This is a genomic window from Bacillus sp. FJAT-27445 (assembly GCF_001510665.1).
Classification (GTDB): Bacteria; Bacillota; Bacilli; order Bacillales; family Cytobacillaceae; genus Bacillus_D.
This window is the reverse complement of the sequence record NZ_LMTI01000006.1, coordinates 23,263-43,926: the sequence shown is the minus strand read 5'-3', so window position 1 is coordinate 43,926 and position 20,664 is coordinate 23,263. Positions and strand designations below refer to the sequence as shown.

Annotated in this window: 26 protein-coding genes; 5 read left to right on the top strand and 21 right to left on the bottom strand. The window is 37.8% G+C overall.

Features of this window, described 5'->3' with window-relative positions:
* Nucleotides 1-369: 369 nt before the first annotated feature.
* The 4 genes from AR337_RS17665 to AR337_RS17650 form a co-directional block, all read right to left on the bottom strand.
* The gene (locus AR337_RS17665; protein ID WP_059173365.1) at nucleotides 370-825 is read right to left on the bottom strand and encodes an NUDIX hydrolase; all 456 of its coding nucleotides are present in this window, start codon (nucleotides 823-825) and stop codon (nucleotides 370-372) included.
* 1,044 nt (nucleotides 826-1,869) lie between these two features.
* Complete coding sequence (locus tag AR337_RS17660) at nucleotides 1,870-2,367, bottom strand: GNAT family N-acetyltransferase (RefSeq protein WP_059173364.1); 498 nt, start codon at nucleotides 2,365-2,367, stop codon at nucleotides 1,870-1,872.
* A 134-nt stretch (nucleotides 2,368-2,501) separates the two neighbouring features.
* Nucleotides 2,502-2,714: a hypothetical protein gene (locus tag AR337_RS17655; protein ID WP_059173363.1), complete on the bottom strand. Its 213-nt coding sequence runs from the start codon at nucleotides 2,712-2,714 to the stop codon at nucleotides 2,502-2,504.
* Nucleotides 2,715-2,879: 165 nt separating this feature from the next.
* Nucleotides 2,880-3,314: a hypothetical protein gene (locus AR337_RS17650; protein WP_059173362.1), complete on the bottom strand. Its 435-nt coding sequence runs from the start codon at nucleotides 3,312-3,314 to the stop codon at nucleotides 2,880-2,882.
* Between the two features lie 245 nt (nucleotides 3,315-3,559).
* On the opposite strand from AR337_RS17650, the gene AR337_RS17645 reads away from it, so the two are divergent.
* Nucleotides 3,560-3,994 carry a hypothetical protein gene (locus tag AR337_RS17645; protein WP_059173361.1) on the top strand — a complete coding sequence of 145 codons (435 nt, stop codon included), beginning with the start codon at nucleotides 3,560-3,562 and terminating at the stop codon, nucleotides 3,992-3,994.
* A 184-nt stretch (nucleotides 3,995-4,178) separates the two neighbouring features.
* On the opposite strand, the gene AR337_RS17640 is transcribed toward AR337_RS17645, so the two are convergent.
* From AR337_RS17640 to AR337_RS17630, 3 genes are all read right to left on the bottom strand, one after another.
* Nucleotides 4,179-5,018 (bottom strand): DUF2935 domain-containing protein, encoded by an 840-nt coding sequence (locus AR337_RS17640; protein WP_059173360.1) that lies wholly within the window; start codon nucleotides 5,016-5,018, stop codon nucleotides 4,179-4,181.
* A 910-nt stretch (nucleotides 5,019-5,928) separates the two neighbouring features.
* Complete coding sequence (locus AR337_RS17635) at nucleotides 5,929-7,086, bottom strand: ABC transporter permease (RefSeq protein ID WP_059173359.1); 1,158 nt, start codon at nucleotides 7,084-7,086, stop codon at nucleotides 5,929-5,931.
* On the bottom strand, nucleotides 7,076-7,828 hold the full coding sequence (locus AR337_RS17630; RefSeq protein WP_059173358.1) for an ATP-binding cassette domain-containing protein: 753 nt from the start codon (nucleotides 7,826-7,828) through the stop codon (nucleotides 7,076-7,078). Before AR337_RS17630 ends, AR337_RS17635 begins: the two co-directional genes overlap by 11 nt.
* A 193-nt stretch (nucleotides 7,829-8,021) precedes the next feature.
* Here AR337_RS17630 and AR337_RS17625 point away from each other — a divergent pair, with 193 nt between their 5' ends.
* Nucleotides 8,022-8,720: a LytTR family DNA-binding domain-containing protein gene (locus AR337_RS17625; RefSeq protein WP_059173357.1), complete on the top strand. Its 699-nt coding sequence runs from the start codon at nucleotides 8,022-8,024 to the stop codon at nucleotides 8,718-8,720.
* 9 nt (nucleotides 8,721-8,729) lie between these two features.
* Nucleotides 8,730-9,707, top strand: coding sequence for a sensor histidine kinase (locus tag AR337_RS23845; RefSeq protein WP_082687054.1), 978 nt, complete (start codon nucleotides 8,730-8,732; stop codon nucleotides 9,705-9,707).
* Between the two features lie 177 nt (nucleotides 9,708-9,884).
* Here the strand turns inward: AR337_RS23845 and AR337_RS17615 are convergent, their stop codons facing one another.
* The 3 genes from AR337_RS17615 to AR337_RS17605 are packed head-to-tail and all read right to left on the bottom strand — an operon-like array spanning nucleotide 9,885 to nucleotide 11,783.
* The gene (locus AR337_RS17615; protein WP_059173355.1) at nucleotides 9,885-10,586 is read right to left on the bottom strand and encodes an MBL fold metallo-hydrolase; all 702 of its coding nucleotides are present in this window, start codon (nucleotides 10,584-10,586) and stop codon (nucleotides 9,885-9,887) included.
* Nucleotides 10,587-10,645: 59 nt separating this feature from the next.
* Nucleotides 10,646-11,260, bottom strand: coding sequence for a GNAT family N-acetyltransferase (locus AR337_RS17610; protein ID WP_059173354.1), 615 nt, complete (start codon nucleotides 11,258-11,260; stop codon nucleotides 10,646-10,648).
* 43 nt (nucleotides 11,261-11,303) lie between these two features.
* Nucleotides 11,304-11,783, bottom strand: coding sequence for a MarR family winged helix-turn-helix transcriptional regulator (locus tag AR337_RS17605; RefSeq protein WP_059173353.1), 480 nt, complete (start codon nucleotides 11,781-11,783; stop codon nucleotides 11,304-11,306).
* 168 nt (nucleotides 11,784-11,951) lie between these two features.
* Between AR337_RS17605 and AR337_RS17600 the strand changes: the two genes are divergently transcribed.
* Both AR337_RS17600 and AR337_RS23535 read left to right on the top strand, forming a co-directional pair.
* On the top strand, nucleotides 11,952-12,581 hold the full coding sequence (locus tag AR337_RS17600; protein ID WP_059173352.1) for a hypothetical protein: 630 nt from the start codon (nucleotides 11,952-11,954) through the stop codon (nucleotides 12,579-12,581).
* Nucleotides 12,578-12,736: a hypothetical protein gene (locus AR337_RS23535; protein WP_172797567.1), complete on the top strand. Its 159-nt coding sequence runs from the start codon at nucleotides 12,578-12,580 to the stop codon at nucleotides 12,734-12,736. The genes AR337_RS17600 and AR337_RS23535 overlap by 4 nt, the downstream gene beginning before the upstream one ends.
* Before the next feature lie 218 nt (nucleotides 12,737-12,954).
* Here the strand turns inward: AR337_RS23535 and AR337_RS17595 are convergent, their stop codons facing one another.
* The 11 genes from AR337_RS17595 to istA form a co-directional block, all read right to left on the bottom strand.
* Nucleotides 12,955-13,440, bottom strand: coding sequence for a tetratricopeptide repeat protein (locus AR337_RS17595; protein WP_059173351.1), 486 nt, complete (start codon nucleotides 13,438-13,440; stop codon nucleotides 12,955-12,957).
* A 93-nt stretch (nucleotides 13,441-13,533) separates the two neighbouring features.
* Nucleotides 13,534-14,097 carry a dihydrofolate reductase family protein gene (locus AR337_RS17590; protein WP_059173684.1) on the bottom strand — a complete coding sequence of 188 codons (564 nt, stop codon included), beginning with the start codon at nucleotides 14,095-14,097 and terminating at the stop codon, nucleotides 13,534-13,536.
* Nucleotides 14,098-14,320: 223 nt separating this feature from the next.
* Nucleotides 14,321-14,671 (bottom strand): YciI family protein, encoded by a 351-nt coding sequence (locus tag AR337_RS17585; RefSeq protein WP_059173350.1) that lies wholly within the window; start codon nucleotides 14,669-14,671, stop codon nucleotides 14,321-14,323.
* Between the two features lie 129 nt (nucleotides 14,672-14,800).
* Nucleotides 14,801-15,349, bottom strand: a complete 549-nt coding sequence (locus AR337_RS17580; RefSeq protein WP_059173349.1) for a GNAT family N-acetyltransferase — start codon at nucleotides 15,347-15,349, stop codon at nucleotides 14,801-14,803.
* A 93-nt stretch (nucleotides 15,350-15,442) separates the two neighbouring features.
* Nucleotides 15,443-15,973 carry a GNAT family N-acetyltransferase gene (locus AR337_RS17575; RefSeq protein ID WP_172797566.1) on the bottom strand — a complete coding sequence of 177 codons (531 nt, stop codon included), beginning with the start codon at nucleotides 15,971-15,973 and terminating at the stop codon, nucleotides 15,443-15,445.
* An 81-nt stretch (nucleotides 15,974-16,054) separates the two neighbouring features.
* A complete protein-coding gene (locus AR337_RS17570) occupies nucleotides 16,055-16,483 on the bottom strand; it encodes an NUDIX hydrolase (RefSeq protein ID WP_059173347.1) in 429 nt (142 codons plus the stop codon).
* A gap of 153 nt (nucleotides 16,484-16,636) precedes the next feature.
* Entirely contained in the window at nucleotides 16,637-17,383 is a 747-nt protein-coding gene (locus AR337_RS17565; RefSeq protein WP_059173346.1) for a cyclopropane-fatty-acyl-phospholipid synthase family protein, read from the bottom strand.
* Nucleotides 17,384-17,441: 58 nt separating this feature from the next.
* Nucleotides 17,442-17,855 carry a DUF1697 domain-containing protein gene (locus AR337_RS17560; protein WP_082687053.1) on the bottom strand — a complete coding sequence of 138 codons (414 nt, stop codon included), beginning with the start codon at nucleotides 17,853-17,855 and terminating at the stop codon, nucleotides 17,442-17,444.
* Nucleotides 17,856-18,001: 146 nt separating this feature from the next.
* On the bottom strand, nucleotides 18,002-18,322 hold the full coding sequence (locus tag AR337_RS17555; protein WP_059173345.1) for a hypothetical protein: 321 nt from the start codon (nucleotides 18,320-18,322) through the stop codon (nucleotides 18,002-18,004).
* A 1-nt stretch (nucleotide 18,323) separates the two neighbouring features.
* Nucleotides 18,324-19,079: an IS21-like element helper ATPase IstB gene (istB, locus tag AR337_RS17550; RefSeq protein ID WP_059173344.1), complete on the bottom strand. Its 756-nt coding sequence runs from the start codon at nucleotides 19,077-19,079 to the stop codon at nucleotides 18,324-18,326.
* Nucleotides 19,079-20,626 carry an IS21 family transposase gene (gene istA / locus AR337_RS17545; RefSeq protein WP_059173343.1) on the bottom strand — a complete coding sequence of 516 codons (1,548 nt, stop codon included), beginning with the start codon at nucleotides 20,624-20,626 and terminating at the stop codon, nucleotides 19,079-19,081. Before istA ends, istB begins: the two co-directional genes overlap by 1 nt.
* Nucleotides 20,627-20,664: the final 38 nt, after the last annotated feature.

Sequence of the window (20,664 nt, the reverse complement as noted above, 5' to 3'; positions counted from 1 at the left end):
GAGCTCCTCATCCGCAATCACCTGCGTGTGGTCACAGCAACCGTCCAGCGTCACATTCATCATCAGGATTACACGTCCCATATGCAGCCTCCTTATGTGTACATTTTATCATCCAAAAGCAATAGCACCAGCTGAATACGATATACCTCAGTTATTTTTTAAGGCAAGTATAACCTTTGTGTTTTTTTGTACCTTAAACACACTCGTTTTATCAATTGATTCAATTGTTTTTCAAAAGACTCCAACTCATCTCCGAGAAATCGCTTAGCACCATAGGAAGTCGAATATGTATAGCCGATTAAGGAAATTCTACAAAAAGGTGACTTCTCCTTCTTGGACTAAAGCAACTGGGAGTTGAACAAGGGCGATTCAAATTAGTTGCTCATTATACACGCTAGTTGGGTGAATTTTTTCTTGTATTAAGTTATTAATTATTTGCCTTATTACACGGGGTTCTCGTAAGTCTATGTTTTCAAATGTTACAAGTTCATTTACTTTTATCCACTTGCTGTCAGTAATTACATCTTCTTCGAGATTTAGAGAACCTCCTGTAACCTCACCAACAAAATGAAATAAAATAACTTGATTGTTAGTACTACTAACAAAATTATATACACCAGTAGTACCAATTAGTTTTACATCAAACCCAGTTTCCTCTTTAACTTCCCTCTGAGCTGAATAGAGAATGTCCTCACCGTTTTCGACATGGCCACTTGGAAAGTTCCACTTATCAATTGCAGTAGGTTTATTCTCTTTTATAATCAAGACTTTATCGTCGTTAAAGATTGACACACTTGCTACTAAAACAATTCCATCTTGCGACATCTGATTCGCCCCAATTCCCTCTTAAGATTACATTTATCTCTATTATACCTGTTTAGCTTTCTTTCACTAATCTGTAAGTTCAATTAGGAAGAACTGCATTAGTATCTCTGTGTTACTTTGCCAAAAATACTAGCACATACAAAAAATAATGTTTTTATCACAGCAATTAGTTGGATTTTGAATATAACAAACGGCTTCCTCTCCTATGGTATTATTAACTAATAGGGGGGTTAAGAATGTCAGGTGATACAGTTTTTGCTTTTCTACCAATTTTAACAATTTTATTTTACGTGGCTCCAATTGTCTTTGTGATTTGGTTTTTAGTAAATTTCCTTAAAATACAGAAGGAAAGGAATACTATCCTTAAATCTATTTCTGACAAGATGGATAACCATTAAAAGGGAGACAGGGAAACCTGTCTGTTTTTATTTCACATTTAATACTGTATCCTTCATCAACTCCCACGTTAACAATAAAAAATGCTGCCTAAATAGCAGCAACGAATTCTAACCCTTTAGATAGCCCTATAATTTATTCTGTCTATCTAACTTTTTCATCCCTTCCTTATATCTGCCATCATAATGCCGAGCCATATATTTAACTCCTTTTCCTTCAAACGATTTTTCTTCTAGAAAAGTACCACAGTGTTGACACACAATTTGTGAGGCATTAATTTTCTGTGAGCACTTTTTACATATATATTTTCGATTAGCCCTAAAATGATTCATAAGTCCGATGATGCTAATAAAGCATAGAATTAGAAAAGTAAAAACACCTAATAAATGTCCCAGAAACTCACCTCATTTATCGCTTTATCTATTCTACATACATATTCTTCCTTAACAATATAAAACCCTCCTTAAATGTGTTCGCTTACGTTTTATTTTCAACAAACCTGCACAAAAAGCAAAAAAGACCGCCGCAGCGATCCATCTTGAATTCTTTCCTCCGGCTGCACTGATTATTTGAAAGTAACCGTTACTGAATAACCTAGAATTGTTTGTTTTACTCGATAGTAAGGAATTGTATGTAGAACCGGAACGATCAATCTTTATTTTCTCTCAACTTAACCATGTTGTACCACCGCACTCCTCCATGTTGTGATTCGGACATGCCATGGTTAACAAATCCACATTTTTCATAAAAGGGAACTAAATCCTGTTTGCACGTTAATGTGATTCCTACTCGTTCATTTTCTGCTGCAAGCTGTTCCATTTTTTCGATTAAGATTTTTGCAATTCCTTGATTTCTAGCCTTTTTGGCCACCGCTAATCCTAAAACGCTCTGAAATCCTCCTCTTTTCGGATTCTCTGTGATTTTTTCAAAAAGATCATCTGTTATGTAAGATTGATTAATGATTGGCCCATTAATATAACCAAGAATCTCCCCTTCCTTTTCTGCTACAATAAATGTATCAGGTATCAACTGAATCCTCTCCACAAATGCATCTTTCGTGGCGGCTTCCTCTTTTGAAAATCCTTCGTTCTCAATATGTAACAGCTGTTCTAAATCTGCAGATTGGACATTTCTAAAAGAAATCATCTTCTATTACCCCTTTTCAAAGATATTCGATACTTTCAATCATACTGAATGAATATAAAAATCGAAATAATAACTTTTAAAAATAAATGGACTCCCATATTGGAAGTCCATCGCATGCCATAACCCCACTTAACTTATTTCTCCTGTTTTGTTTCGGAGTCCTCATTGTTGCTATCAACAATACCTACCCCAGACCTGTTTTCCAGCGATTGGCCAGTAGGAGCACTTGCAACGCTGCCAAATGGATCAAGAGCAGTAGCCATCGTATCCCCGGGAACCACCCCTACATTAAATGCTATTGACCCGCTATCATTAGTTTTACGTTTACCGTCGTTTGTATCAGCCATCTTAGTTCACTCCCTCATTTTTTATAGGGAAGTGCTAATTTTTAGCAGCACTGCCCCGTACCATATTTTGTCCAATAGGGGCAAATTTACTAAGAATTTTTTCAAAGGGCTCTTTAAATAGGTTTGATATCTCCCAAGGCCATAATTTCCCGTTGGAAATGCAGTTTAATGATATTGAAACCAAACAAACCATCCTTTTTCCTTACTTTTTGCTACAAATATTTGACCTTGGGCTAAGTTAGCTCCCGGTGCTTTTGGGAAATCCAAACGTACAAGCCATGACTTTTCAGCAATTTCTTTGCCACAAAAGTTCTTAGCCATTCCAAAATAGGCTTCTTCTTCTTTATTACCAACTGTTTTAGGAAAAGGTTTGGCGGTTACAACATTCCATTTAGTGTATATGTCAGGAAAATCATCTATTCCATTTCCATACGTTTTTGGTATTAGCGTAGTTAATGCTTCAATTACTTCTTTTCTATCCTTGATGGATGTTTGCTCCAATTCACTTAACACAGGACATTCTTTAGGTTGAGCGTATCCAGGAATTGAACAAAAAAACAAAATCGGAATCGTAATAATTAATATGGTTAGCATTTTCATGAATGACTCCACCTCAAAATTATTTTTCCTATCTTTAAGAAAAATAATCTTTTTACAGAGGTAAGGGTGATACAATATATTGCTGAGCAAATATTTTTCCTAAAAAAGGATAATTAATGTCTTGTCCAATAAAATGGGTATTGAGTAATGGTTTAACTCTATGAAAAAAATCTAAATATTTTAACCAGATTAAGGTAGAGGATATTTTGAATAATTAGAAGCAGAACTTTTAAGGAGAGAGTTTTATGATAAAGCTTTTCTTGCTTTTCCGTATTGCTATATTTTTATTTATAAATTTTGGAAATGAAATTGATAATGTTGTAGAGGTAGACGTGAATTATTGGGAAAATGGCATAAAAAATCAGCAGATTGAAGTGCTTTTGCATAAACAAGACAAGCACATTTTTGTAAATGCCGTTAATGATGCCAAGAAATTGGATGAAGATAGAACAATAAAAACTAAGCCATCGTTATCAATCAAAATCTTGTCATTCGAGGGAGATTACACAGATTATCACTTATGGATCACATCAAACGGAAAGGGCTATATGCAAGCTTTGGATTCTTCCGATGGCGGAACTTACGAACTTACTGAAACCTCAGTTAAAGAGTTGACTGAATTTATTAAGACTAAAGAGAATGTCGATGTTATTCAAAATGATGTGGAATTTGAAGAGTAATACGCACTATTTTGAGAGACAAACAGGGGCAATTCATAGCTGATTTTTTTATCAACATTCTATTTAAAAAAAGACTACCCGAAAGGGCAGCCTAATTTTTTGTATCAATATCCCATCCTTTTGACCAAGTTAACTAACCACTTGTTTTCTGATATTTAAATGTTTCATTCAGCGGTTATCTAGGTTATCGGGTACCGCCTGTAAGATGCGCGTCAAACATATCAATGATTTCAAGGAACCTATCGGCTTCCCGGAAAACGTGGTCTGCTAATAGAGGATGAATAATGCTCTTTATTTTACATTGCTCAATTAAATCACGGGCTGTTTTCTTGAAGTCCCTAAGAGATGCGACCGAAACCCGATTTTGATCAAGGAATTGATCTAAAAGTGGAACTGTTTGAGATTGTGGCTTCATAGATTCTATGTCCACTGCTTGATACAGCAATTGATCAAAATCATTGCTGAAATTCCGTGCTACATCAACTAGTTTCCTTTCTGACGGATCAAGGAGATGACCAATAAATTTGGCATGGTCTGCCATAATCCTTAAGAAGAAGACATTCTCTTTAATAATGGCATCCGGAAGCGCTTGTAATTTTCCTTCATTTAATTCAATTAATCGTTTTCTAAAATAATTTGCTTCCCTACTTGTATGGTCAACTAATAGCGGGAAATTATTTGCTCCTGGCAATTTGCATGTGAGAATTAGACTTAATACTTTCCGTTTAAATACGTAAATATTCGTTGCAGCTTGTTGTACTTCTGAATTAAATCTTCTTATTTGTTCGGGGTCTGTTTGATTATTAAGGGAATGCGCAGTTTGTTCGATGCGTTCAAATATGCGATAAAATTGATTAGCTTCTTGGATTAGTTGTGTATCTTCTGCTCTAAAACCCAATCGAAGAAATAAAGAATGTTCTTTCATGATCCTAGCCCAAAATCGAATTTCATTTAAAGAGCGCTCAACAAACAATCCAGATGTAACACCGGTATCAGCATGCAAAGATGTAGCATCCCCGTTCATTCTATAACCTCCTCGAAAAACTCCCTTTCCTCTAATCATATTTACTTATTCATTTGAATATGTCTTAAAGAACCCTTGTTCATACAGATAGGCAAGGGTTTGAGGTTATCGCTCCCTTTTCCCCCTGTTCACACCGTACGCGAGACTTTCACCTCATACGGCGTTCCAACTAATGAATATCCATTAAAAGGGAGACAGGGAAACCTGTCTGTTTTTATTTCACATTTAATACTGTATGCTTTATCAACTCCCACGTTAACAATAAAAAAAGCTGCTTAAATAGCAGCAACAAATTCCAACCCTTTAGATAGCCCTATAATTTATTCTGTCTATCTAACTTTTTCATCCCTTCCCGATATCTGCCATCAAAATGCCGGCCCATATATTTAACTGCTTTCCCATCAAACGATTTTTCTTCTAGAAAAGTACCACAGTGTTGACACACAATTTGTAAGGCATTAATTTTCTGTGAGCACCCTTTACATATATATCTTCGATTAGACCTAAAATGATTCATAAGTCCGATGATACTAATAATGCATAGAATTAGAAACGTAAGAACACCTAATAAATGACCCCGAAACTCACCTCATTTATCGCTTTATCTACTCTACATACATATTCTTCCTTAACATTATAAAACCCTCCTTAAATGTGTTCGCTTACGTTTTACCTTCAACAGGAATGCGGCTGTACCGTTTGTCTATAAGTAATTCACCATCAAAGCCGAAATTGTTCTGGCTTTTATAAGCATCTATATCCAAGGTTGAAGATGCGGATTCTTAGATCGAACCATAGTAAACTCGATATTTCCCACGTCCATAAAAAAAGACGAGATTGGACCTGTGTAATAATACACATTATATCCATCCTCGTCTTTTGTTTGTTAACTAGGGAGTAGGCCTGCTTTCTAATTCATGACCCATTTATCCTTCAGGAACAGAATCCTTCCAATGATAAAGATTACAGCCATGCATATCAAGTTGCTGGAAATCGTGATGAGGATGTGCTCGTAATTGATTACCCCGAACACCAACTCCTTCAAAAGGCTGAATAGGTTCATGATTGGAATCGCGAAGTGGTGGAAAGACAGTTCATTGATGCCAACGTTGGCCAGCAGCATTGTCGGGAACATGGCGAGCATCATGATTGGCGTGCTGTAGCTTTGCGATTCCTTTACAGTTTTGGCAATAATGCTTGTAAGCATCAGGATGGACGCTGTAAACATTGCGTAAATGACAGATACCAATACAGCCAAACCGATAATTAATGAAGTATTTTCTCCGAACGAGACGGCGTTTCTAAGGTGTTCTGTTAAATAGTTAATCTCCAAAGCAACCACGATCAACGTGATCATACCGGTTATAGCCCCAATAGTGGTTATTGTCATCCATTTTGACAAAAGCAAAGTAAAACGGCTGACCGGAGTCATTAACAATGCCTCCATTGTCTTCTTTTCCTTTTCCCCCGCAAACAAATCGGAAGCTGCAGGACCGGCTCCAATTCCGATTGCCAATGCCAGCATCATCGGAATCATCATGGCAATCAGACTGATATTGGGGTCTTCTTCGGACACTTCTTTTTGTTCAATCGTAAAAGGCTGAATAAGTTCGGGATTCATGCCTTCAGACTGGAGTCTCTCTGAGATGACCGATTTTTCCAGGGCGGTTAACGCATTGGTCACATAGCTCATTAAAGTTGAGGACTTCTGGCTAAAGGAATCACCAATGATTGTGATAGTTGCTTTTTCTCCGTTTTCAATATTTGATAGGAAATTATCATCAAGCAATAATGCAGCTTGTGCCTCACCTTCCTTTAATGTCTCTTCAGGGTTGGCGGATTTCAGGATTTCAATGTTTTCAAAACCGGCAAAAATGGCTTGTTCTTCATTGGAAAATGATTCAGCAACTGCAAGCTGATATGTTTCCCCGTCTCCGTCAGAGACCAATTTTTCATAAAAAAGAATTAGCCCGGTCATCATCACAATCGGTACCAACACGGTTAATAATAATGTACGCCGATCACGGAAGCAGTCCTTTATTTCTTTTAAATAGATTTTAAGAAGCATATGTTTCGTTCCCCCTTACAAGCTTGCTCATGAAAATATAGTTAAGATCGCGACTTCCTTCATTTTTGTATAGTTCTTCAAGGTTGCCATGATAGACAAGTTCACCTTTATGCATCATTGCCACAGAATCGCAAAGCATCGATACTTCCTCCATGATATGGCTGGAGAAAACAATCGTTTTCCCTTCGCGTTTAAGCTGATGGACCAACTGGCGGAACACATTCGACGAAGTAATATCCAGCCCGGTTGTCGGTTCATCAAATAGGATGATCTCCGGGTTATGGATGAGAGTTCGTGCAATCGCAACCTTTTGGCGCATCCCCTTCGAAAAGCCGCTTACTTTCCGGTCAAGATAGTCCCTCATCCCAAACATCCTCGCAAGGTCATCGATTCGCACCTTTGTTTCATGCTTGCTTAGCCCATAGAGGGTGGCGAAATACACGAGGTTCTCACGGGCGGTCAGTCGGTCATACAAGCCCGTTTCGCCGCCAAACAGTACACCTATTCTTTTTTTCACTTCTGCAGAATTTGAAACTGTATCAAACCCTGCAACCGTTACATTCCCATCGGTAGGACTTAAAAGCGTCGCAATTGTCCTGAGCAAGGTTGTTTTTCCAGCGCCATTCTCACCTAGCAGACCGACCACCTGGCCTTCTTTTATCGAAAAAGAAACATGCTTTAAGGCTGTTACCGAAAGTTTCTTATCCTGAAATTTTTTTGTAAGTTCATGAATTTCAATCATTTCCGCACCTCATTTTTTATACTTCTTGGTTTTATCATACAATCTGTTGTGCTCAGAATCTGCAGTTTTGTCGCGAAAATGCCTTTTCATGTCACGAAATGGTCAAAATTCAGGTTGAAGATGGTAAAATAAATTAACAACTAATTTAATTTTATAAAAACGGAATGAAGATTCGTAAATGAGGCGGGTACATATGAGGGTTGGACTGGTGGACGATCGCTTTATCGACCTGGAGAAATTGAACGGAATTATTAGAGGCATACCCGATGTTGAAATTGTTTTCTCCACGTTGTCAGCGGAAGAAGCTTACAGTTTTATTAAAAGAGAAGAGATTGATTTATTGATTGCAGATATTGAAATGCCAAATCTATCAGGCTATGAACTTGCTGACATTATCCATTCGCACGCTTTGGATATAGAGGTTATATTCGTCACAGGAAGCAGCGGTTATGCGGTGCATGCATTCGAGCTGAATGTCCATGACTACATCATGAAGCCTTATCCAAAGGACCGATTGATCAAGTCGATTGAACGGCTGAAGGAGAAAACGAGGTCCTCCGAAATTGCCGGGCGGCTTTACTTGAAACAAAAGAACGATATCCATATCATCCAGAAGAAAGATATCGTTTTTATTGAACGTTCTGGACGATCGACAACCATTCATACAAAATCAGGACCAATTAAAACCTATCAGACTCTTAACGAATTGGAGGGAGAATTAAGAGAACGGGACTTTATCCGCTCCCACCGCTCGTTCATCATAAATATCCATTATGTAAAAAACTTCTCCCTTTATGCGAAAAACTCGTATATAGTCTCCTTTGACGGGATGGGGGAAACAGCAATGATTACAAAGGAAAAGGTGGACTTTTTGCAGAATCATTACTTTTAGGAATGGAGAATGAAGTTGAAATCAGCTTTTTACTATTGGGGCTTGGTCTCGGTACTTGGAATTATTCATTTTCAGGCCCTAATCCTGAATCTTCCTGTTGTGATACCAATTTATCTAACTTGTGTTTTTGTCATAGGCGTCGTTTTTTACCTCTCAAGACGCCTTTTGCTTCGAATCTCTTTCTTGGGAGTAATATGGAACGGCCTGTTCTTTTTGCTTCAGCTCCTGCTTGTTTTGACCCACTTCGTTTCTGGGCTTGGTTTTCTGCAACTTTTCATCTTTGCCGGGATTGAATGGATACGGCTCTACTTTGCAAAAAAGCTTGCGGATGACAATCGTAGGATAAAGCAATTTGAAGAACAGAGTGCTCACATGAATGAAACGTTCCGGCTAGTCAGGAGCGAACGCCATGATTTCTTAAAGCATATATCGGCCATCCATTTCCTTCTGGAAAAAGACGAATTCGGGCAAGCAAAAGCATATCTTTCGGGTCTTGTCGAGGGATATGAAGAAACAAACCTATCCATAAAAGGCGAAAAAGGGGTCGTTGCCGGAATCCTCAACCAGATGTACCGGAGGGCAAAAGATTCCGGTATTTCCGCTGTGTATGACCTGGATTTGCCAGTGTCAACCTTGCCTCTCACCGACCAAGAACTTGTAACCCTTCTAGGCAATCTTTTGTCCAACAGCCTGGATGCTTGTGAAGAATGGCAGGCATTGCATAAGCGACAAGGCTTCGTTACCCTGCAATTTTACAAAAGAGGAGGTTTGTACATATTGACTTGCAGCAATAGCAGCTTGCCAATCCCCACCGAAATCCTGGATGAGTTATTTCATACACATGGAAAAACAACGAAGCAGCACGGACACGAAGGGCTAGGGACAAAAATGATCCAAGACATCGTAAAACACCACAATGGGTTCCTGGATTTTGTTTATAAAGATGAAGAGTTTACCTTGAAAATCAAAATGCCAGCAATTCAGTGAACCATACGGGTATCAGGATTGTTCATTTTGGATCTTTGAGCATAAAAGATTCTGACGATTTGGTTAATATATTCCTTATTCCACTAAATCCCCCGTTTGTTCAATAAGGTATTAAACAAAAAAGGTGCTTTAAGCCTACTAGATCAAAGCACCCGTTCAATAAAGAATCTGGATTTACTATTCAAAATCAAGTAAATCCGAAATAAATTTATTTATATCTCCTTTTATGATCACACCGTGTCCCGTACATAAATATTCAGCCTCAAATTTATTAATAGCCTTTAAACCTTCGATAAATAAACTAAAATTGCGTTGTTTTCTCATTTCTTCATTTTGAGACCAATCTGAAACGAACTGTTTAATCTTTTCTCTCTCATAGGTACCTGTATCTACAACTTTATTTTCATTCAATGGTTCGGCAAAGAAGCAAATATGGTCACCACAAAATAATGCTTTGCTTTTACGGTGATAAAGTAAGACAGAACCTTTTGTATGGTGTCCAAGGAGAACACACTCAAAATTACCTGCAATTGAACCCTTATCCGGGAGGTTTGTCTTCAGTTTTTGTTTAAGACTTTCCGGTACCAATTCTAAATCTTTTTCATGAATAAAGCCGTCTATACCCTCTAAAAATTGCATTCCCCCGATATGATCTTTATGACCGTGCGTGGCAATAAATTGAGTAATATCACTTTTGGAAATCCCTTTACTATCTAGTGCAGAGAAAAGTAATTGAGAATGTTCTACCTTCCCTGAATCAATAAGGAAATTATCATTGTCTTCAAGCAATAAATAACAGTTATTATATGAGTTCCAGGATTCATCCCATACTAAAAAAGCATACACATCTTTTGTTATTGCTTCAAAATACGATTTCATTTTATCCCCCCATTTCGTTAACTTAAGGTACTTTATCAATTATCTTAAAGAAATATATATTACTTTTTTACGTATTTCAAAGACAAAAAATTATTGATTCCAATTTTCTTAGCCCTAATTTCCGGAAGTGGCTTTCTTTTGTACTCTTCAAATCCCAGTTTGTTATATAAATTCATTGCCGAAGTATTCGTATCCGCAACCTCTTCAATGACATAATCATTGTACGGAGTGTTTTCAATGATATGATTTATGATTTGAGATGCTACACCCTGTCCTCTAAATTCTGAAGCTGTTCCAACAAACTCAATCGATCCTGCATTGGGAGGGAATTCTTCAAAAGGCGCTTCAAATTCCTTCTTTAGAAAAATCCCCGCCATGCTTCCCTTGAAAAATCCTAGATGCTTCCTTAATTCCTTTTTATTTAATCGAACCGATCTATCGGCACCATCCGTGCATGCTGTCATTCCAGCAATTTTATTATTAGCTATCGCAACATAAAATTGATTCAAAACAAACATATGAGCAAAAGCTTTTGCAATTTTATTTTTATCCTTTGAAAAAAAAACGAGCCATTGTGAGAACCCTTCCGAAAAAATCTCAGACATTTGTTTCCTCACATCAAAATCCACCTTATCTGCTCTCACAACAGTAAATTTATAATTCTCAGATTCCATATTTTATATCACTCCTTTTTAATGAATGAAAATATGTTTATTATTAATTTCTTTTCGACATACGCTCTCTCGTTTCGAGAAGAACGCGATTACTATTTTTTATAAAATCAAGAATTAATTGAAGTTCCTGATCAGTGTATTTAGATAGCATTTTATGAATTTCTCCACCAAAAGAACTGAATAGAGGAACTATTTCTTTCTCTGCTTTTTCTTGATTTACGCTAATAATTACACGCCTCTTGTCTTGTGGATCGTTACCTCGGAAAGCATACCCTGCTCCTTCAAGCCTATTTATTACTCCGGTAATTGTACCTGTCGTTAAACCCGTTATCTCAGCAAGTTCTCCAGCAGTTATTGGTTGATTCTTCAATATAACTTCTAGACACTTATGATCAGTTGGGTTTAGTCCTAACTTGGTGGCAATTGATTGATGAAACATAATTGTTGCTGAACTATTATTTCGCAATTCATTATCTAGAGCATTTAATAATTTCATTCTTAATGTTTCGTTTGTTGTTGACATATTTTCTACCTCCAATTATAATTACCTTACCTCGCGAGATAAAATAAACTTAAGGATATTTTATCATTAATTAAAAAACATTTCAATCGCTGGTTACATCGAAAAATAAGGATTCAAAAGCAAAGATAAGGTCCATATTTATCAAATACACATGAGAGGAAGTTAAAAGTGAGTAAAGATGCAGGTGTTTTTTTAGGGACAACATTATTGCTTATATTGCTGATACTTATCCCAGTTTGGATAGGAAAAAAGAAGAACAATAAATTAAATAAAAATCAAAAAAATTGGTGGTTAATATCGCATATTTTCTTTGTAGTTATATTTATAGGAGGTCTGCTTGGGACTACATTATTGGCTATTTCAACCAATTTCATTACTGAGAGAGAACATATATATGCAGCGCATTTGTTTATTGAATTCTTTGATTGGTTTTTAATCATTCCAGGTGGAATTGGCTCCTTTTTCACTGGAATTTGGTTAGCTGTTCGTACACATTGGGGGGTGACAAAATACTATTGGATTATGGCTAAACTTGGAGTTACTTTTATAGCCATTTTGTTTGGTTCGATGTATATGCGTATTTGGATTCACGAAACGGTAGGAGATATTTTCGTTAACACGATCCATCCTTTAAAAAATCCTGTATATCTCCACAGCCGTGAAATGTTGTTTATTGGTATCGCAGTCTCTTTTTCCTTCATTAGTTTTTTAGTATTAATTTCATATTTAAAGCCATGGGGGAAAATAAAAGAAGTGAAAAAAACTTTTCTTAAACAAGAGGGAGGAGAAAAAAGATGAAATTTTGGTCATTTATTGCTTGTTTATTAATTGGGTTTGGTGTTGGTTTGTCCTTAGATAATCCTGCTCCAGGAGTTATCATAGGATCAGGCTTCGGATTAATTTCGATAATAGTAATATCACTATTGCAAAAGAATAAAACGATTGAGAATTAAAACAAAGCTCCTAGTTTTCACTCTAACAAACTGTGAGCTTTGTTTCTGTGTTAAACATCAGGCAACTTCGGACTCATATGACGTGAACTTTCGTTCTGTGCCCAAACATGAGGCAACTTCGGACTCATATGACGTGAATTTTCCGTTTTGAGTCCAAACATCAGGCAACTTCGGACTCATATGACGTGAATTTTCCGTTTTGCGTCCGGATTTACAAATTATTTCCAAGTCTCATCTAATTTATTTGAATAGAATTCAATTGCCTTTTTATATTTTACTATTTCATCATCGTTTGTTGTTTCGATCAGGCATTTCAGTAACAATTCCATTGCTTTGCTATGTTCATTCAAATTATATAAGGTCATCGAATAGAATATCTGAATGGCCTTGTTGTTTGGAAATGTTTTAATCCCCTTTAGAAATATGCTTTTTGATTTTTCATATTCTCCTAATGTCCTAAAGGTACTCCCTAACCCTAATAAGGCTCCCTCCAATTCGATTGAAGACAACCCTAATTGGATTGCCTTTTCATAAAAAGGTACTGCCTTCGATTCTTCTCCTAATAAATCAAAACTCCATGCACAATGGTAGTTAATTGATGCATGATCAGGGAACTCCTGCACAAGTTTGATCAGTAATTCATTAGATTCTTTATGATGGCCACTATTCCGTAAAGCAACAGCCTTTTCTAATTCCATTTCCACTTTTTCTTCTCTCCAATGCTTTACCTGTTTGTTCCACCAAACGCCACATAAGCTTAATAAGGAAATTCAACAAAATTCACTCTAGTGTTGCGATCAGACGATCACGCGGTAGTGAAGATGAACAACGCCGCTTGGGAAGCGACGCTCACCGAGCAGCTCGAGTCGCATGCGGAGGTTATCCGGCAATGCTCGCTTACCTCCACCCAAGACGATCGGATTAATAAGCAGAAGACACTCGTCGATCAGTCCTGCGCTCATCGCCTGCCCAGCAAGCTCGGGGCCGCCAATCGTAATGTCAGCTTCTGAAGACTCTTTCAGCCTCCGAATCTCATCGGGATCGATTTTGCGCTCGATCCTAGTCCTGGCGCTTGAAACCGCCTGAAGCGTCCGGGAATACACGATCTTCTCAGCAGCACGCCAGATCTGCGCGAAATCCCACATTTCCTCCGGTTGGTCGCCTTTTTTGGCGCTCGCCGTCTCCCAGTACACCATCGACTCGTACATTCGACGCCCGTAAAGGTAGGTGCCAATCGGCCGCTGGAAGTCAGTCCAGAACGCAAACACCTCGTCATCGGAGATCGACCACTCAATATTGCCGCGCTCGTCCTCCATGTAACCGTCCAAAAATACGTTAATAGGGTAGATAAGTTTAGCCATTTCAATCACGCCCTCCAATTTTCAGCTTCCAACCAAGACCTACCCAAGAATCCTCCACTTCAGGCAACCATTAAGGAGGGTAAGTGGTCGGTAGTTCACGCAAGTAAAACCTTTTTTTAAAAATATGTTCCTTAATTTCATTTGAACTTAAACAATAGCGCCTTTTTGTGGAATAGAGGTCCGCTTCCTTGGCAACATTTCCGGATACGGTCAGCTCCTGAGCTTAGAAAACTTGCCGCAATTCAATCTGGCCTTCCCCATATCCTTGAGGGTCCGGCATCCGCATTGCCCACTCGATGGCTTCGTCCCTCGACTTCACATCAATCAGAATGAACCCGGCAATCACTTCTTTGGATTCCGTAAATGGGCCATCCGTAACCACTGGCTTTTCCCCTGGTTTCGGAAACGAAATGCGAATCCCGTTTGAACTTGGATGAAGCCCTTTAGCCATAACCCGCACGCCTGCCTTAACCAATTCCTCATTGTACTTATCCATGGCTTCCATGAGCTCAGGACTCGGAAGATTTCCCGATTCCGAATTCTGCGAGGCTTTGACAATCAGCATAAACAGCATAAACATTTCCTCCTTCTTTTTATAGGTAAATAATATACTTAATGCAATACCGTTCTTATACCAGAAAAATGACTTTATCTTCTTAAGCGCGAGTGTGCCAGAATCATCGTTCTTGTCTACTTAATAAGTTTACTTTGCGTTTATAAAGTAAACTAGATGATCAGTCCATTTGTCGTCCTCGTATATAAATCCTTTCCTCGTGCATTCATAAATCATTCCAACACTTTCTGCTAACTTTATAGATGCTATATTATCAAGGTTTATGTGAGCTTCTATTCGATGATAATTTAATTTTTCAAATGCCAAATCAATTGCTGCTTTAACAGCCTCTTTCCCATAACCTTGTCTCCAAAAGTGGTTATGAATTGTATATCCGAACCTGCCCCATTGATATTCTTCCCTCATGATTGTCGAAAAGTCTATAGAGCCAATATGAGTATTATCTACTTCTCTAAACAATCCAAATACATATACCTTGTCATCCTCAGCCATCTGATGATGTTTATTAACTAAATCCCGGAACCATTCTTTCGTACAGATGCTCATATCCAGTTTACCTTCGTCGTATTTATGTTGAGAAGGTAAACGACTTTCATATTGGGTAAGCCAAGATGAATAATCTCTCTCTTCTAGTAATCGAATAACTAATCTTTCTGTTTCAGTTCTTAACTTATTCAATCAAACACCTCATCTAGAAAAATTTCCCATTTGTATATAATTTATGAAATTATAAATTATAGGAAAGCACCCGCGACTTAAAGTCGAAATATATCATTTTTGATACTCAATCAACCAACAATCTTGATATTTTCCCTCGTGAAGCTCACGATTTGGAAGTAATTTCACTTTTTTAAAACCACATTTTTCATAACATCTTATAGCTCTCGTATTTCTTGTTTGAGGGTCCATAACTATTCGATCTGCTTTTTTGTGTTCGAATAAAAATTCAATCATAGATGTAACAAGTAATGTTCCAATTCCCTTGTTCCAATACTCTATTTCTCCAATAAATTGGTCTGTTCCATAAACGTTTTCATTTATATACCCATATTCTTTTTTCGTTTCATCATCCAATTGATAGAATTGGATATACCCAATTTCATTTCCATCATACTCTACAATACATTTAACTTCTTCATCTTCAGGAGCATAAAAAACTTCATTCACTTTGTCTAAATCAAAAGGATTATCCCTACCTTCATAGAACTCAAGGACCGACGGGGCTGAGAGCCATTTTGCTAATAGAACATTATCTTCCTCTTTTAATTTTCGTACTTTTAAATTCCCATTATGGAACAACATAATAATTCCCCACTCTCAATTTAAGCTTGTCCCCATGATCCCCCTTCAGTACAGCAAGACGTATCCAACCTATTTTTCATTCTAAAGCAAAGTTAATATTCCCTCTGGAACCAACCTTAATTTATTTTTTGTAAAATCGCTTATTGGCTTCCAATACAATGTGAAGGTTGCCCCGTTATCCTCGTATCCCACGAAAGAAGATTTCTCATAAAAGGACTTTTCAACAAATTCGGCATTATATACAAAGACAATTTCATGTCCAAGGTCACCGTTATAGGTAAATATATTTTCAACTACTCCTAAGAAGTTGATGTTAGTTATGCTTGCCCCAATTTCTTCAAGCACTTCTCTCTTCAATGCATTAGAACTTGTTTCGCCGTACTCGATGCCTCCGCCAATAGGACGATAATAATAATCTTGTTTTACCTCGTCGTAGCCTTCAAATACTAGTATTGAATCATCTTTTCTGAACACACAAATAGCAATTGCTCGAATTTGTCCTTTCTTCATTCTATTCCTCCACCTTTTTAACTGCACATTTTAGCTTATTAAGGAATTCAACAAAAAAGGTGCTTAATCCTTCCTGGACTAAATCACCCTTTAATTTACAATTCTTCACAAAGTTAAAATAAATATATTCGTTAAACTCATTGAAGGTGTGGTCTAAATATTCCTAAATAGATATATACCAAATCCAAGGGTCTCTCTCCCCCATTTTAAGTACATTTCTCTCCAGGACCTAATTCTTTCTAACATTGCAGAACAATCTGGGTCTTCAGGATTCTCATAGCAATAATCCTCGATAGATTTTGAATACAGCCATTCATATTCATCAAAGTCATCTTTATTGGCAACGGTAGACCATAGTGGAATTAATCCATACTCCTCAGCCTTAAAGATATTTTCAGCATGATACAAAATTTCCTGTTCCTGAACACCGAATTGTTCAAGATATTCATCATCCGGTTTTTTTCTCCAATAGAGTTCACCTAGAACAATATATCCTCCTTTTACTACTATGTTTTTTAAAGATTCTATCGTGTTTCGATAGCCCCCTAAAGCGTGGGAGGACCCAATGCAAATTCCTACACTAAACTCTTGATTCAATGTCTTTATTGCTGTCTTAGCGTCCTGGTTAATGACCTCAACGTTATTTTGAATACCTCTATTTTTGGCATTTTTCTCTAATTGCTCAATGAAACCACTATATTGTTCAATGGCAACGCAATGAGAACTGTACTTTTTACTAATTTGCAGAAGAAGTTCACCTTTTCCCGCACCTATGTCAATTACTTTGTCATTGGCGGTTAGAGAAAGTAATTCCATCACTTTATTAAGTTTTGTTACGTTAATTGGATTATAAAGAGAATGATTTTTATGTGCTATTGCTGAAAACTTATTTCTATCCAATTCTAAACCTCCAAGATTTTTCTACCTTCGTCCAAAACGTCCAATTATCATCGGCAGTCTAACTGTTTTGAGCTTGCATGAGTTCATATATCTTACGAGCAGTGTTCACATTTCGTACAGTAACTTGTTTGTAAACCTTTGATCCAATTATCTTTGACATTCCGCTTTTTGTTGCATTTTTCTTGTCTAAGGACCACAGTATCGCGCCGGGTACATACATTACCTTGTCAATATTTGGTTTGATGACTAAATTCTCAAGTACAGTTTCATCATCAATTTCCTCCCATATAAACAGGACATCGCTTTTCATATCTTTGTCATTTTTCCACGTGTCAGGAATAGCGTTAATAATCCCTCTTACATCATCGATACTACGAACTAATACTTTAATTTGTAATCCGAAATCAACATGTATCGCTTCTTCCAAAATACGTGATAGTTCCGTTTTTGATTTGCCATTGATTACGGCCATAGGATTTTACCACCTCTGCCATCTTTTTTACCACACAATGACAAGGATTTTACCGGCAAACGCCAGACCCTTTACCAAAGTAAACTTTCATTTAAAACCCCTGCCTATTTGACCAGTGGCAGGGGATTTCATTATTCTTTGATGCTTTACTCCAACGAGGCTAACTTTTGTCTTAGTTTTTCGTTTTCTTTCTCTAACTGCACAATTCTTTTCCTGATATCCTTGTTCTCATTAATTAGCCTACTTATCTTTGTTTTATCATCTATTCCAATTTCATATGAGCTGCCTTTCCATAGTAATTCGAGGAATTCATAAACATCATTTTTATTAATTTTGTAAACTTTATCTTCATGCTTCGCTTTTATTTTCCCTTCTACAGCCCATTTTTTCACTTCATGCCAATGACATTCTATTCCACAAGATTGTAGGATTGCAGTAGCTTCCCGAATGGTTAATAACTCCTTCATCCTACACCTCTCTACCCAATCCGTGACGTTCTCGCATGGAAATATCCCCATCTAATAGTAACTGATATGAGTCATGGACAATGCGGTCTAAAATGGCTTCTGCCATCGTACCGTTCCCCAGTTTGATATGCCACCCGCTCGGGTCAATTTGGGAACAATAAATGGTGGAAGCGGTTTTGTGACGGGATTCTGTAATCTCCAACAGGATATTTGCTTCGTCTTTAGAAAGGTCCGTAAGGAGCCACTCGTCAAGAATGAGTACATCTGTTTTTGTGTATTTCTTGATTAGTTTTCGATAGCTGCCGTCGGCAGCCAATTTAGCCAGGGACAGTTCATCCAGTAATTCCGGGAGGCGGACATATTTCACTTTATACTGCTGACGGCAAGCGGAAACACCCAATGCACAGGCCATATAGGTTTTGCCGGAGCCAGTGGGGCCTTTTAAAATGATGTTATGATGATCCTGGATATAAAGGCCGCTGGCCAATTTTAAAATGAGTTCTTTCTTAAGCCTTCGATCCTCATGGTACTCAATATCCTCAATACAGGCTTTTGAGTCTGAGAACCTGGCATTTTTAATTAATCGATTTAAATGATTGCTTTTCCGACGGGAATATTCGAGATCGACAAGCAAGGAGAAACGGTCTTCAAAACTCATGGATTGGTATTCTCTGTTTAAAGATTGTTCTCTGAATGCTTCGGCCATTCCTCCTAAATTCATTTCCTGTAGTTTTGACAATACATGCTCATTTACCATTACTCTTTTCCTCCATAATAAGAAGCCCCACGGGTGAAGCCGAAGTTAGTCTCGTTTACTTCTGTATTTTGTGTTAACTCCTGTTCAGCGTCTTTTTTCCTGTTACTTTTCAATATCGTCTGAATGCTTTTGACCGTCGGTCTTCCTGTCATGGAAATCACCATTTTACAGGCGATTTCTATCTCATATTTGGTATAACGATGCTCCATTTTCTTTAAAGAAAAGATAGATTGCAATGCCTGTCTTTCAGACTGATAGGAATCTAAAAGGTATTGCACGACAATGGAAGTGGAAGAGCCAATGCTGCTCGCCCACTCAATCGCAACTTCGGGCGTGTGTTCTATAAATAACTTATGATTATCCGGCATATGCTCCGGAAGTGTTGATGGCTGACCGAATCTCCCATATAATCGTTTGTGTGAAGTCAGCCACATGTGCTTAAAATAGACAACGACCATATCATCGGAAAGCTTCACATCCACTTCCTGATTGATATACTCGTAGGGTACGGAGTAAAACATGCTGTCTACGGAAATGTGGTAATCAGGCCTTACTTTTGCCGTTCTCCATTCAGATATTTTGTAAGGCGTGTCCGGAAGAGGGGAAAGCGCAAATTTCTCCTCTTCCTCAAATGCTGAAAAGCGGCATCCCTCTTTTCGGGTAAAAGGACGCTGGTTAAATTCCTCAAGTTTCTTCCGTAATTCCACATTTAATTCTTCAATACTAAAACAATGTGTATTCCTCAAAGCTGCTATGATCCAGGTTGAAATCGTACCAACAGAGCCTTCAACACTCGCTTTATCTTTAGGGCTGCGCACTCGTGCCGGCATAATTATTGTATTGTAATGATTGGCCATTTCCTTGTACGTAGGATTCAAAACAAGTTCTCTGGAGGTGTGCTTAGTTACACCGGTTTTCAAATTGTCCGAAACCACAATCTGTGTTACACCCCCAAAATATTCATACGCATGGATATGTGCGTTAATCCAGGAATGCTGGTCCATTGAAAAGGTTGCTTCCGCAAAGGAAAACTGACTGCACGGTAATGTAGCGACAAATACATATGCCTTCACTTTTTCGCCGGTATCCCTATCAATAATGAAAAGTGTAGATCCAGCCCAATCAACCTCCATGATTTCACCTGGTTTTCTCCGAATACGCATTGTCGCCTTGTATTTTTGAGCATAATTGCCGTAATACCGTATAAAACTCCGGTAGGAGTAAGGAATAGTATTATTCGCACGGCTTTGCGCCTCGTATTCGTGATGCAGGAGAGATAGTGTGACATTGGGTTTTGCCAACTCTTTGTGAATGTACTCAAAATCAAGAGGCTGCCTGCCGGAGCCTTCCATGGTCTTTTCAGGAAATAGAAATTCTTCAATCCATCTATCATCCATTTCGTCCTCTAACGGGCATTCCAATCCTTTCTTTCCAGCCAATTCAATGACTTCGGTTACTTTCTGCCGAGAGTTGCCAGTACTGGCGGAAATGCCCCTTAGGCTGATGCCCTCTCCATATAATTCCAATATCTTGCGATAATGGATCATAAAAAAACCTCCCATATAAAGTGTCATATCGGTACGAT

Coding starts and splice junctions, on each gene's coding strand:
- AR337_RS17665 (WP_059173365.1), bottom strand. CDS start 825: ATGTCGCAAGATGGAATTGTTTTAGTAGCAAGTGTGTCAATCTTTAAC.
- AR337_RS17660 (WP_059173364.1), bottom strand. CDS start 2,367: ATGATTTCTTTTAGAAATGTCCAATCTGCAGATTTAGAACAGCTGTTA.
- AR337_RS17655 (WP_059173363.1), bottom strand. CDS start 2,714: ATGGCTGATACAAACGACGGTAAACGTAAAACTAATGATAGCGGGTCA.
- AR337_RS17650 (WP_059173362.1), bottom strand. CDS start 3,314: ATGAAAATGCTAACCATATTAATTATTACGATTCCGATTTTGTTTTTT.
- AR337_RS17645 (WP_059173361.1), top strand. CDS start 3,560: ATGATAAAGCTTTTCTTGCTTTTCCGTATTGCTATATTTTTATTTATA.
- AR337_RS17640 (WP_059173360.1), bottom strand. CDS start 5,018: ATGAACGGGGATGCTACATCTTTGCATGCTGATACCGGTGTTACATCT.
- AR337_RS17635 (WP_059173359.1), bottom strand. CDS start 7,086: ATGCTTCTTAAAATCTATTTAAAAGAAATAAAGGACTGCTTCCGTGAT.
- AR337_RS17630 (WP_059173358.1), bottom strand. CDS start 7,828: ATGATTGAAATTCATGAACTTACAAAAAAATTTCAGGATAAGAAACTT.
- AR337_RS17625 (WP_059173357.1), top strand. CDS start 8,022: ATGAGGGTTGGACTGGTGGACGATCGCTTTATCGACCTGGAGAAATTG.
- AR337_RS23845 (WP_082687054.1), top strand. CDS start 8,730: ATGAAGTTGAAATCAGCTTTTTACTATTGGGGCTTGGTCTCGGTACTT.
- AR337_RS17615 (WP_059173355.1), bottom strand. CDS start 10,586: ATGAAATCGTATTTTGAAGCAATAACAAAAGATGTGTATGCTTTTTTA.
- AR337_RS17610 (WP_059173354.1), bottom strand. CDS start 11,260: ATGGAATCTGAGAATTATAAATTTACTGTTGTGAGAGCAGATAAGGTG.
- AR337_RS17605 (WP_059173353.1), bottom strand. CDS start 11,783: ATGTCAACAACAAACGAAACATTAAGAATGAAATTATTAAATGCTCTA.
- AR337_RS23535 (WP_172797567.1), top strand. CDS start 12,578: ATGAAATTTTGGTCATTTATTGCTTGTTTATTAATTGGGTTTGGTGTT.
- AR337_RS17590 (WP_059173684.1), bottom strand. CDS start 14,097: ATGGCTAAACTTATCTACCCTATTAACGTATTTTTGGACGGTTACATG.
- AR337_RS17585 (WP_059173350.1), bottom strand. CDS start 14,671: ATGCTGTTTATGCTGATTGTCAAAGCCTCGCAGAATTCGGAATCGGGA.
- AR337_RS17575 (WP_172797566.1), bottom strand. CDS start 15,973: ATGTTGTTCCATAATGGGAATTTAAAAGTACGAAAATTAAAAGAGGAA.
- AR337_RS17570 (WP_059173347.1), bottom strand. CDS start 16,483: ATGAAGAAAGGACAAATTCGAGCAATTGCTATTTGTGTGTTCAGAAAA.
- AR337_RS17560 (WP_082687053.1), bottom strand. CDS start 17,855: ATGGCCGTAATCAATGGCAAATCAAAAACGGAACTATCACGTATTTTG.
- AR337_RS17555 (WP_059173345.1), bottom strand. CDS start 18,322: ATGAAGGAGTTATTAACCATTCGGGAAGCTACTGCAATCCTACAATCT.
- istB (WP_059173344.1), bottom strand. CDS start 19,079: ATGGTAAATGAGCATGTATTGTCAAAACTACAGGAAATGAATTTAGGA.
- istA (WP_059173343.1), bottom strand. CDS start 20,626: ATGATCCATTATCGCAAGATATTGGAATTATATGGAGAGGGCATCAGC.